16 protein-coding genes are annotated in these 14506 nt (G+C 68.3%); 10 read left to right on the plus strand and 6 right to left on the minus strand.

The features are described from left to right. From ASF63_RS14665 to ASF63_RS14695, 7 genes are read left to right on the plus strand one after another with little or no spacing between them, the layout of a single operon-like run. Window positions 1–504 carry a hypothetical protein gene (locus ASF63_RS14665; protein ID WP_056515594.1) on the plus strand — a complete coding sequence of 168 codons (504 nt, stop codon included), beginning with the start codon at window positions 1–3 and terminating at the stop codon, window positions 502–504. Between the two features lie 5 nt (window positions 505–509). Beyond that, window positions 510–2183, plus strand: coding sequence for a hypothetical protein (locus ASF63_RS14670; protein ID WP_056515597.1), 1674 nt, complete (start codon window positions 510–512; stop codon window positions 2181–2183). Beyond that, window positions 2180–2539 carry a hypothetical protein gene (locus ASF63_RS14675; RefSeq protein WP_056515601.1) on the plus strand — a complete coding sequence of 120 codons (360 nt, stop codon included), beginning with the start codon at window positions 2180–2182 and terminating at the stop codon, window positions 2537–2539. The genes ASF63_RS14670 and ASF63_RS14675 overlap by 4 nt, the downstream gene beginning before the upstream one ends. After that, on the plus strand, window positions 2536–5412 hold the full coding sequence (locus ASF63_RS19235; protein WP_056515604.1) for a hypothetical protein: 2877 nt from the start codon (window positions 2536–2538) through the stop codon (window positions 5410–5412). The genes ASF63_RS14675 and ASF63_RS19235 overlap by 4 nt, the downstream gene beginning before the upstream one ends. An 11-nt stretch (window positions 5413–5423) precedes the next feature. Next, window positions 5424–6182 carry a M23 family metallopeptidase gene (locus ASF63_RS14685; protein WP_056515606.1) on the plus strand — a complete coding sequence of 253 codons (759 nt, stop codon included), beginning with the start codon at window positions 5424–5426 and terminating at the stop codon, window positions 6180–6182. Continuing rightward, on the plus strand, window positions 6179–6391 hold the full coding sequence (locus ASF63_RS14690; RefSeq protein ID WP_056515608.1) for a hypothetical protein: 213 nt from the start codon (window positions 6179–6181) through the stop codon (window positions 6389–6391). Before ASF63_RS14685 ends, ASF63_RS14690 begins: the two co-directional genes overlap by 4 nt. A gap of 15 nt (window positions 6392–6406) precedes the next feature. After that, a complete protein-coding gene (locus ASF63_RS14695; RefSeq protein WP_056515611.1) occupies window positions 6407–6631 on the plus strand; it encodes a hypothetical protein in 225 nt (74 codons plus the stop codon). Window positions 6632–6777: 146 nt separating this feature from the next. On the opposite strand, the gene ASF63_RS14700 is transcribed toward ASF63_RS14695, so the two are convergent. The 4 genes from ASF63_RS14700 to ASF63_RS19485 form a co-directional block, all read right to left on the minus strand. Further along, window positions 6778–7641 (minus strand): tyrosine-type recombinase/integrase, encoded by an 864-nt coding sequence (locus ASF63_RS14700; protein ID WP_056515614.1) that lies wholly within the window; start codon window positions 7639–7641, stop codon window positions 6778–6780. Between the two features lie 117 nt (window positions 7642–7758). Further along, window positions 7759–8016, minus strand: a complete 258-nt coding sequence (locus tag ASF63_RS14705) for a hypothetical protein (RefSeq protein ID WP_056515617.1) — start codon at window positions 8014–8016, stop codon at window positions 7759–7761. After that, complete coding sequence (locus tag ASF63_RS14710) at window positions 8016–8321, minus strand: hypothetical protein (RefSeq protein WP_056515620.1); 306 nt, start codon at window positions 8319–8321, stop codon at window positions 8016–8018. Before ASF63_RS14710 ends, ASF63_RS14705 begins: the two co-directional genes overlap by 1 nt. Before the next feature lie 278 nt (window positions 8322–8599). After that, window positions 8600–8875, minus strand: coding sequence for a substrate-binding domain-containing protein (locus tag ASF63_RS19485; protein WP_056515625.1), 276 nt, complete (start codon window positions 8873–8875; stop codon window positions 8600–8602). Here ASF63_RS19485 and ASF63_RS14720 point away from each other — a divergent pair. After that, window positions 8859–9707 (plus strand): family 43 glycosylhydrolase, encoded by an 849-nt coding sequence (locus ASF63_RS14720; RefSeq protein WP_235560806.1) that lies wholly within the window; start codon window positions 8859–8861, stop codon window positions 9705–9707. The genes ASF63_RS19485 and ASF63_RS14720 overlap by 17 nt on opposite strands. Window positions 9708–9714: 7 nt before the next feature. Here the strand turns inward: ASF63_RS14720 and ASF63_RS14725 are convergent, their stop codons facing one another. Next, window positions 9715–10647 carry a LysR family transcriptional regulator gene (locus ASF63_RS14725; protein WP_056515631.1) on the minus strand — a complete coding sequence of 311 codons (933 nt, stop codon included), beginning with the start codon at window positions 10645–10647 and terminating at the stop codon, window positions 9715–9717. Between the two features lie 71 nt (window positions 10648–10718). Here ASF63_RS14725 and ASF63_RS14730 point away from each other — a divergent pair, with 71 nt between their 5' ends. Then, on the plus strand, window positions 10719–12449 hold the full coding sequence (locus tag ASF63_RS14730; RefSeq protein ID WP_056515634.1) for an L-aspartate oxidase: 1731 nt from the start codon (window positions 10719–10721) through the stop codon (window positions 12447–12449). Between the two features lie 73 nt (window positions 12450–12522). Here ASF63_RS14730 and ASF63_RS14735 read toward each other — a convergent pair whose 3' ends face one another. Beyond that, window positions 12523–12840: a hypothetical protein gene (locus ASF63_RS14735; protein ID WP_056515637.1), complete on the minus strand. Its 318-nt coding sequence runs from the start codon at window positions 12838–12840 to the stop codon at window positions 12523–12525. A gap of 117 nt (window positions 12841–12957) precedes the next feature. Here ASF63_RS14735 and ASF63_RS14740 point away from each other — a divergent pair, with 117 nt between their 5' ends. Then, on the plus strand, window positions 12958–14454 hold the full coding sequence (locus tag ASF63_RS14740; protein ID WP_056516293.1) for an L-serine ammonia-lyase, iron-sulfur-dependent, subunit alpha: 1497 nt from the start codon (window positions 12958–12960) through the stop codon (window positions 14452–14454). The last annotated feature ends 52 nt before the right edge of the window (window positions 14455–14506 follow it).

Raw genomic sequence — 14506 nt, forward strand, 5'->3', positions numbered from 1 at the left:
GTGGAGGGGCGGATCAGCCTCCTGGTTGACTCGCCCCTCCGCGACCTCGCAATCGCCTATCGGACAGTCCCGGCCGAGGTGCGACGCCAGAACAACAAGGCGGTCAAGGCGGCGGCACAACCGATCTGGAAGGCGGAGACCGCCGAGCGGGCGGTCACCAAGATTCAGCATCGGACCCTCGTCGACACGGCGAAGGTTGGCGTGACTAACCGCAACGTCTTCCTCCGGGCCGGAGGCAACGGGACCCTCAAATCTGGGACGGCAATCGCCGCACTCCAGTCCGCCGCCGAGTTCGGTCGACCGGCGGCCGCGCCCATCAAGTCCCGCTCCAAGAAGCCGAACAGCAAGCCCTACACCCGCACGACCGGGTCCCTGTTCGGGGATCGCAACCGGCGCGGCAAGGTCGTCTTTCCCGCCGCGCGGGACTCGATCCGCCGGTTCGCGTCCCTCCAAATTCAGACCACCCTACGCACGCTCCACGAAGCAGGAGAGAAGGTGAGATAGCCGCCATGGCACGTAAGAACCAGTACGAGATCGGTGTCGCAATGGACACCGACGGGGTGGAAAAGTCCATCGTTAACGGCCTCGTCGACCCGCTAGAGGACGCCGCCGAGGCCTTCGAGGACCTGGAGAAAGCCGCCCGGAGTGCCGACCTGGACAAGGAACTCACCAAGGCGCAGAAGGCCACCGACAAGCTCGACGACGAACTCGACGACACCCGCGAGTCGCTCAAGCGGCTCGGGTTCGCCGCGCGCGACGTGGGCGACGACAGCAAGCGGGCATTCTCCTCAGCCTCCGAGAACGTCGAGGAATTCAAGAACGAAGCCGCGCAGAACTTCTCCGAAGTCACCTCATCTTTCGATGGGTCTATGGACTCGATCCTCGACCTCGCACAGGGCACACTGGGCGGGCTCGCCTCCGGCATCAGCGGCCCTCTCGGCATCGCCCTCGGCATCGCGGCCGCCGGGATCGGACTCGTCGTAAACGGCCTCGTCGAGGGGGAGGAGCACGCCGAGGAGCTTCGAGAGCGGGCGCGAGAGTTCGCCGTCGAGGCGGTCAACGCGGGACAGTCGACCGAGGCATGGCTCACCGGCGCGGAGCAGATCGTCAACCGCATCCAGGAACTCGAGCAACTGAAGTCCACGGACTGGCGTTGGTTCTGGGAGAAGGACCCCACCCAGCTCCAGAAGTGGACTGACGCGCTGGGCGGCACCGGTCGAGGCCTTGACGAGGTCGAGGGGTTCCTCCGGTCCGGCAAGGGCGCGCAAGACGACTACATCCGATCCGTCGAGAAGAGTCAGGACGCGCTCTACGACGAGATTCAGCTCCGCCGCGAGTCCGTCGACATCAGCGACGCGGCCGCCGTCGCGAAGACTCAGGGACTCGTCGACGAGTACGAGGCGGGGCAAGACCTCCTGGACATGCTGAAACAGGAGGTGACCGTCCGCGACGAGGCGACGTCGTCCTCCGACCGCCAGCGCGACGCGGGCGTGGACTCCGCGCGGGCACGCATGGAAGCGGAGGAGGAGGCCGCCGAGGCTATCGCGAGCGCGACCGAGGCGGTCGCGTCCAGCGTCGACGCCGCATACTCGGGCATGGTCCAGGATGCGACCGAGTACGCCACCGCCGAAGATGGCGCGCTCGACATCAACCGATGGCTCACCTACGTCCAGGAGCACGCGGGCGCGGTCGCGTCCTACCAGGCCAACCTGCAGCTCCTGCAGATGACCCCGGCGGACTGGGATGCGCTCATGGCCATGCCGGAGGAATCCCGTACCCAGTGGGTCGCGCAGGTCGCCGCTCTCCCCGAGGAGGCGCGCGCGCCGTTCGTCGACGCTCTCGACGGCATCGCCGGAAACGCCGGCCAGGGCGCATCGCTGAGCTTCGAGGACGCGTTCTCGCCCGAGGCTGACGTGTCGATCGACGTCGACACCGACGATGCGGAGACCGCGCTCCGCGACGTCTCCAAGAAGCGCACCGCTGAGATCGAGGTCAAGACGACAGGCAAGGCCGATGCCAAGGCCGACCTCGACGACCTCGCCAAGAAGCGCCAGGCGACCATCGACGTCAAGGCCGACATGTCCTCCGCGTCCGCCACCGTCGCCGCCTGGCGACGCAACCAGGAATCAACGCCGATCACGATCACCGTGAACGCCCGCAACGGGAGGACGCAACTCGTATGAGTCACCTGATCCAGGCCAACGACGGCGGGGGCATCACGATCCCTCTCGCCGTCGCCGGGTACGTCGCTGACAAGGCCGCCCGCACCGCCGTGCACGACACCCTGGACGGCGGCGTCGGCGTCGCCTACCGCGTCGCCGCGCCTCGCACCGGCACCCTCACCCTCGCCTACGACGTCCGCGCCGACGCCTGGGCCGCGTACACCCTCCTCGGCCGCGCGTGCCCCTTCCAGTACTCCGGCGATATCGCCGCCCTCGGAATGACGTTCGCCGTCAAGGGCACCCTCCGCATCGAACAGGACGGCGACAACACCGACGTCTGGTACGTCGACGTGCCCTACCAGGAGGTGCCCGCGTGAGCTTCTCACGGTTCCCCAAGGCGACCGCGACGACCACCACCGACGCCCCGGTGATCATCGAACCCGGCCGAACTGTCGACTGGCCTCAACAGGTCATCCTCCGCATCGACGGGACGCCCGAGGGGGCGGAGGGTTGGGAGCACACCTACGACGCACGGGGGTCCGGATCGACCCGTGTCGACGTGCTCGCGGGCCAGCGGTTCGCCGGGTCCGAGATCGCCGTCCGCGCGTCCCTCACGGGCGGCCTCAACCCCGTCAACCCCACGCCCTGGCTCACGATCTATCGCACCGTGCGCGGCCTCATCGTCGGACGTCAGTACCGGTTCGCGGCGCGGGTGTCTCCGGATGCGAACAATGGCACGCGTGCCCGCATCCGCATGGGCGGCCAGTCGGGCGCGTGGGTCACCTCCACGGCTATGACGCTCCAGACGGTCACCTTCACCGCGACCCGCGAGGAGGAGGACCTCATCGTCGAGGTCGAGGACAACCCCGCCACGACGACCGCACAGGCCACCGTGCGCCTCGCGGTGAATGACCTCTCCGTCACCGGCCTCGCCTACACCCAGACGATCCCGCCCGTCGTCGACGACCAGGTGCCGCTGACCGTCTACGAGGGCCGCATCACGGCGGACGCCTCATGGGCGCCGTTCATCCAGGCTGACATCGCGGTCCCGGAATCGTCCGCCGCCGTCGCGGCCGCGCTCGACCCGAACGACGGTTCCCGCGTCCGCGTCGTCGCGTCCAGTGTTCGCGAGCTCGTCGCGCAGTACACGCCCTGGACCGTGACGCGCCGCAACATTCACCCCGACCCCGGCCACACCGGAACCTCACGCGCCATCGGCGGCGGTATCCTCATGTCCTGCTACGAGCAGATGACGGGGAGTAACACCGGCACCACCGACAAGCCCAACCGGTTCCTCCTCCAGGACACCGGCCGCATTGCGCAGGAGATCAACGTCAAGACCCTGCCCGCCGGAGCGTCCTACGGGCTGAGCATGACAACCAACCCGCCCGCGAACGGCTCGACCGTCGCCCGCATCTACCTCGCCGTCGAGATCGACACCTTCACCGGCGGTGGCGCGGTGCCCTCGACGATGACGGTTGGCGTGCGCGTCATCCAGGGATCGACCACGCTCCTCGCCCGCACTCAGGACATGACGGCGAACGGCCTCACCCAACTCGTCATCAACGAGGTCACGCTCAACACACCGGCCGGACCCGGTGGCATCCGCGTCGAGGTCTACATCATCAACCGCGCCGCGACCACCTGGACCACGCCCGGCACGACAGTCGGCGTAAAGGCTCGCATCAAGACCGAGGCTTTCGGGATCGCGCCTACCGACGTCGCCGCGTCGCCGGTCATCAGCGACGCGATCGGGGTCTCCGGCTCGATGGCGAACTACCTCCGATACCGGAAGGCAGATAACACCATCGTCGAGGAGCGCCGCCAGGACGCCGCTCCCGTCCTCCAGGACGTCGATCAGCGCACCTTCGACCTTGCGGTCGCGGAGCGCGTCGTCGACGCCGTAGCGGGCCGCATGCGCCTCACCCTCGCCAGTGACGAGTACCTCCTCCAGCGGTTCGCGCGGGCCGTCGTCGACGCGACCCCGCTCACCTACCAGTGGTCGCTCCGCGCCCTCATCCGGTACGTGCTCGACAAGGTCATTCCCGGCGCGACCCTCGCACCCAGCCCCGACGTGCCCGTGCCCGCCCTGGCGAACTCGTCCAACCTGATCCGCAACCCGCGCGCCGGAACCAACATCACCGACTGGCGCTCCACGGCCACCGCCGGGGGACTCACGCCGCTCCGGCAGGCATCGGGCGGGCCGGACAACACCACCTACGTCGCTTACCTGTCCAACTCGGGCGTGTTCACAAACAACCCCGAGATCTACATCGACGAGAACGTGGTCTCCCTCTCCGGCTCGAAACAGCACGTCCTCTCCGTGGACATGGGTGGCGTCGGCGGTCGAGCGCTGATCCTCGATGCGGTGTGCTTCGACGCGTCCGGCAACATCCTCGGATACATCCCGGCCATCACCAAGATCATGCCCGCGACCGGCGTGTGGCAACGAGTCGTCACCGCGCCATTCGAGCCGTACACGAACACCGCCAAGATTCGATGCCGCGTCCGCGCCCTCCAGGTCGGCGGAAGCGAGTACATCAACGTCACCCGGTGGCGGCTCACCGAGTACACCGGCGACCTCGCCGCCGATGGCCTCTACTTCGACGGCGACTACCCCGACACCACCCAATACGACTACGAATGGGCCGCCGTCCCGCACGCCTCGATCTCTACCCGCAAGGTCAAGATCGACGCGGCGACCCCGGACGCGCTCATCTGGGACGCGGGCCAGTCCGCCATGGACTTCCTCATGCCCCTCGTCAACAGCAACGGTCTCCGGCTCTGGTGCGACGAGGCGCGCGTCTGGCATCTCACCGACCCCGCCAACTACACCGCCCCCGGCGCTCTCACCATCACCCCGGCCACGACTGTGGAAAGCCTCGCTCGGGTCGACGGGGAGCGCGGTGACTACGCCGACGCCGTCGTCATCACCTGGACATGGACCGACACCAACGGCGTCAAGCGGAGCCGCATCGAATCCGCCGGAACCGAGGGCAAGATCACCACCCTCGAAATCCCCGAGCCGTACCCCGGCGAGGGCACCGCCGCCGCCTACCTCGCCAGGCTCCAGGGACGCGGCACCGAGCGACCCGTCACCGTCGCATCCGACTACCGGGCAACCCCGGACCAGCCGCTCACGCTCACAGGCCGCGACGGCATCACCTCCACCGGCGAGATCGGAGCCGTCACCTGGGACCTCACGGACGGCCTCATGCAGATCGAACCCACCGCCCTCACCACCACCTGACAGGAACCGACATGGATATTCTCTGGCCCAACGGCACTACTGACCGCCCGCCGATCTCCAGCGGCTTCGGGCCGCGCACCGCCCCGGTCGAGGGCGCATCCACCTTCCACCGTGGAACCGACTTCACCGGCTACACGCGCATCCACGCCATCGCCGCCGGTCGGGTCGTCGCCGTCGGCACGCCGAAGGGCTGGGCCGGAGGCGGCGTACAGGTCTGGATTCAACACGACGGCTTCCTCAGCCGGTCCATGCACATGGTCACCGGCTCGCCCACCGTCCGCGTCGGCCAGGACGTCGACGCGGGCCACGACCTCGGCGGCATGGGGAGAACGGGCAACGTGTCCGGCGTTCACCACCACCTAGAGATCGTCGTCAACGGCGTCCAGATCGACCCCGTCCCGTTCATCACCAACCACCTCGCCGCGACCAGCGGAGGGGCAACCACCACACCGGAAGGACTCTTCATGTTCCTGAACAAGTACCAAGAGGAAACGATCCACAACGCCGTCATCGACATCAACAATCGCACCGCCGACATGGCTGCGGCGATGGAGAAGGCCGATGCGCAGGTCGCGGCGATCCACGCCATGTACGTCGCCCGCGACTCGAACGGCTGGGCCTTCGCAGACATCGTCCAGTCGCACGTCGTCGCCACCCTTCGGGAACTCCGCGCCGCCGGGGTCGCGACCGGCGGCGTCGACGTCGACGATCTCACCAGGCGCGTCGTCGACGAGACTGCCCGCCGCCTCTCGATGGCCAAGCAGGAATGACCGCCGACGCCGTCGTCCTGGCGATCCTCGCCTTCGCCGGGGTCGTCGTCGCCGCCCTGGTCGCAGGAGGCATCACTCTCGCGGTCCAGCTGACGAAGTGGTACGCGCAGAACCAGCGCCTCTGGTTTTGGAATCGCCAACTCGTCGACCACATCTATCGCGGTCTCGGACCGCCCGCACCTCAACCGCCCACCGATCTGTTCGATTGAAAGGACCAAGCACACATGACCACCAACTACAAGACCCGAGCCGAGCGGAGGGCCGCCGCGCGGTCCAAGTCCGAGACCGTGCTCCGGCCCGCGTTCCGACGCTGGGCCTACGGCGTCGCGGCCGCCGGGGTCGGCGTCGCCGTGTTCGCCGGTTGGCTCCCGCCCGCCGCCGCACCCGTCATCGCCCCTCTGCTCATGGCCGTGTTCTACGTCGACGAGACCGGAACGCCCCGAACCTGACATTCGAACATAACCCACGGTTTAGGGCCGAGCTCGCAGCTGGGCCCAGTAGCCGGCGGGCCGAAACCATTAGGTATGTTCGAATGTCGCCCGGACGCCAGATGCCCCGCCTCCAGACTCCGGAGGCGGGGCATCGTCACATCTGTTCAGACCGCGCGGAGGCGGGCGGGCGGTCTCTCGGGGGCGGCGAGTCCGGCGGCCGCGTAGACCACGCTTCGGCTCCGGGCGTCCGACAGGCGGACGTACCGTCCCGTCGTGTCGGCCGAGGCGTGACCCATGATCTCCCGGAGCGTCAGGACGTCACCGTTGGACGCCTCGTGCGCGTTCGTGGCGAATGAGTGGCGGAGGTTGTGGAGGGACCACGGGCGAGGTATCACCTCGTCGACGAGTTCATAGACCCGCCTCGGGGATAGGTGCCCGTCGATCGCGCCGGGGAACGCGAAGCCCTCGGGGAGCGCCCGGAGGTCGAGGGCGAGGCGAGGCGTCAGCGGGACGATACGGAGCTTGCGACCCTTGCCGTGCACGAGGAGCGACCAGCCGAGCAGATCGGGCCGGAGGTCGTCCGAGTGAATCTGAGCGATCTCACCTCGCCGTAGACCGGCGTCGTGGGCCAGGCGCATGATGAGCATGGTCCGCTCATCGGCCTTCCGCATCGAGTCCGCGTAGACGTGCTCCGGGACCGGATCGGGGTTCGGCGCGGAAGCCTTGACGTTCGGTAGGGCCTTGGTCGGGTTCTTCGCGATCCGGCCGGTGCGCTTCGCCCATCGCCAGAACTCACGGAAGCACGCGTAGCGGTTCCGGCGGGTCTCGGGCATCCACTCCTGAGTGCCGACGAAGCGGAGGAGGGCGTCGGACGTGACCTCCCACGGGCCGACGCCGATGCGGCGGGCGAGGTGCTGGAGTTGCTCACGTCGGGCGCGGATCGTTGCCGGGGTCCGGCTCGCGCCTCGGAGATTTAGGGCGTAGTCGTCGAGGGCCTCCGTCCAGGAGGCCGAGAGTGGGAGTGCCACGCGCTTACAGGGTCGTCGGGTTGGCAGACGGCACGGCGGGAGTCCTCTCGATACGACGCATGCCCCCCAGCGGCATCGTTCGCGACAAGTCTATTCGGCTGGATCGACACGAAGTGTTCATCCCGCATCCTTCCCGTAACGTTCCTGCGCGCTCTGCCTCTTGATCCCGAGCGCATCCCCGATGTACTGCCACGACCGGCCCGCCTCGCGCTGCCCTGCCACGGCCCGGCGGACGGCCCTGTCGACGTCGTCGACGAGGGACACGAGTTCGGCTAGCTCCCAGTCATCCGCCTCGGCCACGCGCTCACCAGCGCGCCGGATGATGCGACGCGCGAACTCGATGTACGAGGACGTTTCGACCTCCCGAGCGCCCATCACTCCACCTCGGGAGAGGTCGCGATTTCAGTGTCAGGAGATTCCTGACACGGCTGGATGGGCACGCAGCGACGGCACAGGTCAGCCCTGTCAACCTCGGACGCCATGACTCCGAGATCCTGACCGTAGATCGGATGAGACAGGCAATTGAGGGGCAGGTACGGATTGCACTTCGCCGTGCTGTCGCCCCGGTCGGCATGGTACTTCCGGTTATCGCTGGGGAACATGTTGCCGTCGGCGTCGGCCCTCACGTTGCCCCATGATCGGTCGACACTCCACACGACGATGTCGCTCACGTCGCTCACGCGTCGACCGCCTCGGCCATGCTCCAGAGCGCCCACTCGTCATCGAGTCCGAGGCCCTCCTCGACTACCAACCAGAAGGTTAGGGGTTCGAGTCCCTTCGGGCGCACAGATGAGGTGAAACCCCCGTCGCGAAAGCGGCGGGGGTTTTGCGTTGTCTGCGGTCGCGTTCTCCACACGTCCTGTGAAGGAGAACTCGCGCTGCGAAGGATCAGATCCCGTTCTCGGTCCTTCGATGCGCGAGATCTCCTTCGCAACGGTCGGGGCGGGCCCAGCGAGTCTCAGTCCCTGCGCCACATCTCGCCGAGCGTGGACGTGCGGGGGAGCAGGCGGGGCTCGAGCGTGACGTTGCGCGCCGGTGCGCCCGGGTTGGCGATGCGCTCCAGCAGCAGGTCTGCCGCGACAGCGCCCATCTCCTCGCCCGGCTGGCTCACCGTGCTGATCGGGATCGCGCTCTCGGACGCGAAGTGGTTGTTGTCGTAGCCCGTGATGGCGATGTCGCCCGGTACCGAGAATCCGGGCACCTCGTTGAGGATCTGGATGAGCCCGATCGCCACGAGGTCGGATGCGGCGACGATGGCGTCATACGTGCTGCATCCGGCGCAGGGCCTCGATCGTCCGCACATCATCTTCAACGCCGAGACCGGAAAGTTCGTCTGCTGGGTGAAGGTGATGACGAAGGGGTCGGTGCAGCGCTCGACGGTGCTCACCGCCGACAGCATCCTCGGTCCGTACGAGATCCAGCGCACCTGGCTGCGACCCCTCGACATGAGCGCCGGCGACTTCGATCTGGTCGTCGACCCGCACGACGGCAAGGGGTACTACTACTTCGAGCGCGTGCACTCCGAGATGATCTGCGCCGATCTCACCAGCGACTACACCGACGTCACCGGGTACTATTCGACGCACTTCCCCCAGCCGCAGCCTCCTTTCGTGCGCGAGGCGCCGGCCCACCTCCAGCGCGGCGGACTGCACTACCTGCTGACGTCGGGCACCACCGGGTACTACCCGAACCCGTCTGAGTCGGCGGTCGCGCGCAGCTATCACGGCCCGTTCGAGGTGCTGGGCGATCTGCATCCGAGCGACGAGTCGCGCACGTCGTTCCACTCGCAGATCTCATCCGTCTTCCGGCACCCGGGCAAGAAGGATCTCTACATCGCGATCGCGGACCGCTGGCTTCCGCGATACCTCGAACACGGTGACCGTGCGCGCCAGGCCTTCATCGAGCACTTCGCGCCCGGCAAGGACGGCGACGAGCCGATGGAGGAGTTCGCCTACGTCGACACCTCGATCGCCGATTACGTCTGGCTGCCGATCCGCTTCGAGGGGGACCGCCCGGTCATCGAGTGGCGGGAGGAGTGGTCGCCCGACGAGTACGAGGACGCCTGAGGCGCCCTCACTCGAGCAGGCTCGTGATCGCGGGGTCGCGTCTGGCGACCTCAGCGGCCGTCGCGACGATCGCATGACGCATCGCCGCGACGGCGATCGCCGGGGTCACGTCGGCGCGGTGGGCCAGGCTCACGGTGCGCCTCATCATCGGATGTGTGAGTCGCACCGACCGCAGTGCCGGCTGGTCGAGGAGCACCATCGCCGGAACCACCGCAACGCCTACTCCTCGTTCGACGAAACGCAGCAGAGCATCCATCTCCGCTCCTTCGAGAACGAAGTTCGGGGTCAACCCGGCCGAGCGGAACGCCGCGTCGGTCGTCGCCCGCAGCTCATAGGTCTCGTCGAGGGCGATCAGGGGGAGGGTGGCGAGATGATCGAGGCTCATCGATGAGGACGACGACACCGGGGGCTCGGATGCCGCGGAGACCACGACGAGCTCCTCGGTGAGCAGCGGCATCCGCGACAGGCTGAACCCCGACGGCGGAGGCCCCTCCGACTCGGTGATGAGTGCGATGTCGACCGCGCCGACGGCGAGCTGGTCGACCAGCAGTCGTGAGCCGCTCTCGGTGAGGTGCAGGTCGACGCCGGGGTGCGCGGCATGGAACGTGCTGATCGCCTCCGCGACGAGGCTGATGCAGAGGGTGGGCGGGGCGCCGAGACGCACACGCCCACGGCGGAGTCCGGCGAGCTCTCCCATCTCCTCACGGATGGCGTCGGATTCGGCGAGCATCCGCTGTGCGCGGGGGAGGAGCGCCTCGCCGGCTGAGGTGAGCGCGATGTGGCCGCGAGCCCGGTGGAAGAGCTCGGCCCCGAGCTCGCGTTCGAGCGTCGAGATCTGTCGACTCAATGACGGCTGGGCGAGATGCAGGTGCTCGGAGGCGCGGGTGAAGTGGCCGAGGCGGGCGACCTCGACGAACCCGCGGAGCTGCTCGAGGTTCATGCCTGCAGTCTATCGATACCAGTAGAACAATGCATTGGAGTTATTAGGTCGCCCTAACTAGCGTCGAAGGCATGAGTACTCGCGAACGTCAGATCTCCACCACGGTCCTGGTCATCGGGACCGGCGGATCCGGGCTGCGCGCGGCGATCGAGGTCGCCGAACACGGCATCGACGTCCTCGCCGTCGGCAAACGCCCCCGACAGGATGCCCACACCTCCCTCGCCGCCGGCGGCATCAACGCCGCTCTCGGAACCATGGACGAAGGCGACAGCTGGCAGCAGCACGCCGCCGACACCATCAAGGAGAGCTACCTGCTCGCCAACCCCCACACGGTCGAGATCGTGACGCAGGGGGCCGAGCGCGGCATCCGCGACCTCGAGCGCTGGGGCATGGACTTCGCCCGAGAAGACGACGGACGCATCTCGCAGCGGTTCTTCGGCGCGCACACCTTCCGCCGCACCGCCTTCGCGGGCGACTACACCGGCCTCGAGATCCAGCGCACCCTCGTCGCGAAGGCCGAGCAGCTCGAGGTGCCGATCCTCGACCACGTCTACATCACGCGGCTGCTCGTGCGCGACAACGTCGTGTTCGGCGCCTACGGCTTCGACCAGTCCGACGGCACGCGCTACCTGATCCACGCGGATGCCGTGATCCTGGCCGCCGGCGGTCACAACCGCATCTGGCGTCGCACGTCGTCTCGCCGCGACGAGAACACCGGCGACTCGTTCCGCCTCGCGGTCGAGGCAGGGGCCCGACTCCGTGACCCCGAGCTCGTGCAGTTCCACCCGTCAGGGATCATCGAGCCCGAGAACGCCGCCGGCACCCTCATCTCCGAGGCCGCGCGCGGTGAGGGCGGCATCCTGCGCAACGCCCTCGGCGAGCGGTTCATGTCGAAGTACGACCCCGAGCGCATGGAGCTCTCGACCCGCGACCGCGTGGCGCTCGCCGCGTACACCGAGATCGCCGAAGGTCGGGGCACCGAGAACGGCGGGGTATGGCTCGACGTGTCGCACCTGCCGCGCGAGACGATCATGACCCGCCTGCCCCGCGTCTACCAGACGATGATGGAGCTGCAGATGCTCGACATCACCACCGAGCCGATCGAGATCGCGCCGACCGCGCACTATTCGATGGGTGGCGTGTGGGTGCGTCCCGACGACCACCAGACCGATGTCGACGGTCTCTACGCGATCGGCGAGGCATCGAGCGGTCTGCACGGCGCCAACCGCCTCGGCGGCAACTCGCTGATCGAGCTGCTCGTCTACGGCCGCATCGTCGGTCAGGCCGCCATGGCGCACGCGGCGGGCCTCGACGCGCAGCGCCGGTCAGCGGATGCCGTGGCTCAGGCCCGCGCCGAGATCGACGACCTGCTCGCGGCGGACGGCCGGGAGAACGTGCGAGCCCTGCAGCGCGCGATCCGCAACACCATGACGGAGCACGCCGGTGTCGTGCGCTCTGAAGAGGGACTGCGAGCCGGCCTCGCCGACCTCGACATGATCGAGGGACGCATGGAGGACATCGGCATCCATCCCGACATCGCGGGCTTCCAGGATCTCGCGCATGCCTTCGACCTCAAGGCGTCGGCGCTCGCCGCCCGCGCCACGATCGAGGCCGCACTCGAACGTCGCGAGACGCGCGGATGCCACAACCGCAGCGACTATCCCGACACCGACCCCACACTGCAGGTCAACCTCGTCTGGTCGCCCACGGGCGGCGTGACGCACGAGCCGATCCCCGAGATCCCCGCAGAGATCGCGGAGCTCATGCGCGAAGTCGACACCGAGGGCAAGCTCGTCGAGTAGCCCCGTTCGAACTCGTTCCCGTCGCAGGGTGCATCGCGACGGGAGCGGAGGGCCTGAGCGAGGTAGGAGTCGCTCAGTCGCCCTCGTCGGTCTCCGGACCGTCGATGACCCCGATCCCGACCGCCTCATGGTCGGGCTCGGGGTCGTTGCGCGTCGGGGCCTTGGGCTCCTCCGACGGTTCCTTCTCAGTGCTCGGCTCCTCGAGCTCGTCGTTGTCGGGGATCTCCGACGGATCGGCATCCTCCGGGGACTCCGCCTCTGTGGGTGCCTCCGTGCTCTCTCCAGGGGTCTTGAACTCCCCGGCGTCGCCGGATGACGGCGTGGGGGTCGGGGTCTGAGCCTCAGGGGCGAGGCCCGAGGTCGGGTCCTGTTCGGGTGTGCTGTTCGTCATGATCGTCCTTTCGCATCGAGTGCCTGACCAGGATGGAGTCTCGGTGTGCGGGGACGAAGGGGCTTGACGGCGGCCTCCGGATCGCCCGTGTCGCTGATCACGACGTACGCTGGGGAGGTGACAGCGTACGTCTCGGCCTTCGATCTCTTCTCCATCGGAGTGGGCCCCTCGAGTTCCCACACGGTCGGGCCGATGCGGGCGGCACTCGAGTTCGCCCACCGATTGCGCTCGACCGGGGCGCTCGACCGCGTCGCACGCGTCGGGTGCACGCTGTACGGCTCTCTGGGCGCCACCGGCATCGGACACGGCACGCCCGATGCCGTCGTCGCAGGCCTGCGCGGTCTCGCCCCCGAGACCTGCGATCCGTCGGAGGTGCGCGCCGCCTGGACGGACCTTCGCGAGGGTGCGACTGTGCGGATCGACGGCACGCACGAGATCCCCTTCTCGAAGACGGACATCGCGTTCGAACCGCGCACCCGTCTGCCCGGCCACCCGAACGCCATGACGATCACCGCGTGGGACGCCGACGGGCAGATCGTGTCGGAGGAGACGTATTACTCCGTGGGCGGCGGGTTCATCCGTCGGGACGGCGAGGAGGCGAAGATCTCCGCGGCTCCGCTGCCGTACTCGTATGCGGACGCCGCGTCGCTGCTCGCACTGTGCGACGAGCACGGGCTGTCGATCGCTGAAGTCGCCCGCCTGAACGAGACGGCGCAGCGCTCGGAGGAGGACGTCGCAGCCGGCCTCGACGCGATCTGGGATGCGATGTCCGCCTGCGTCGACAACGGCCTGCACTCCGACGGGGTGCTTCCGGGCATGCTCAAGGTCAAGCGCCGCGCGAGCGCGATCCGCGGGCAGCTCGAAGAGGCTGAGGCCGATGGGCACCGCGAGCTTCCGGGCGAGTGGCTGGGTGCCTTCGCTCTCGCCGTCAACGAGGAGAACGCGGCGGGCGGTCGGGTGGTCACGGCGCCGACGAACGGCGCGGCCGGCATCCTGCCCGCCGTCGCTATGTACTGGTGGCGGTTCCTGGCCGACTCCGGCCTCGGTGCCGGCAACGCGGTCACTCCTTACGGAGAGCTCGTCGGCAGCGCACTGCTCGGCTTCGGCGCGGAGGCGTCGCTCGTCGCCGTCGGAGCGATCGACGACCCCGACGCGGTCGCCGAGGCGAACCGTCGCCGCGGCATTCGGCGCTTCCTGCTGACCGCCACTGCTCTCGGATCGCTGTTCAAGGCCAACGCCTCGATCTCGGGGGCCGAGGGCGGATGCCAGGCCGAGGTCGGCTCGGCGTGCGCGATGGCCGCCGGCGGCCTCACCGCCGTGATGGGCGGCACGAACCGGCAGATCGAGAACGCTGCCGAGATCGCCATGGAGCACCACCTCGGACTCACCTGCGACCCGATCGGCGGCCTCGTGCAGATCCCGTGCATCGAGCGCAACGCGATCGCCGCCTCGACCGCGGTGACGGCCACACGCCTCGCCCTTCGCGGCGACGGGAGCCACTACGTCTCGCTGGATGCGGTCGTCGAGACGATGCGGCAGACCGGCATCGACATGTCGACGAAGTACAAGGAGACCAGCGAGGGCGGACTCGCGGTCAACGTCATCGAGTGCTGAGCCGCCTGCCCGGCCGCCGCGTCGGTGGCTGCGACTAGCCTCCTTCAGAGGA

Source organism: Microbacterium sp. Leaf320 (genome assembly GCF_001423485.1).
Taxonomy (GTDB): domain Bacteria; phylum Actinomycetota; class Actinomycetes; order Actinomycetales; family Microbacteriaceae; genus Microbacterium.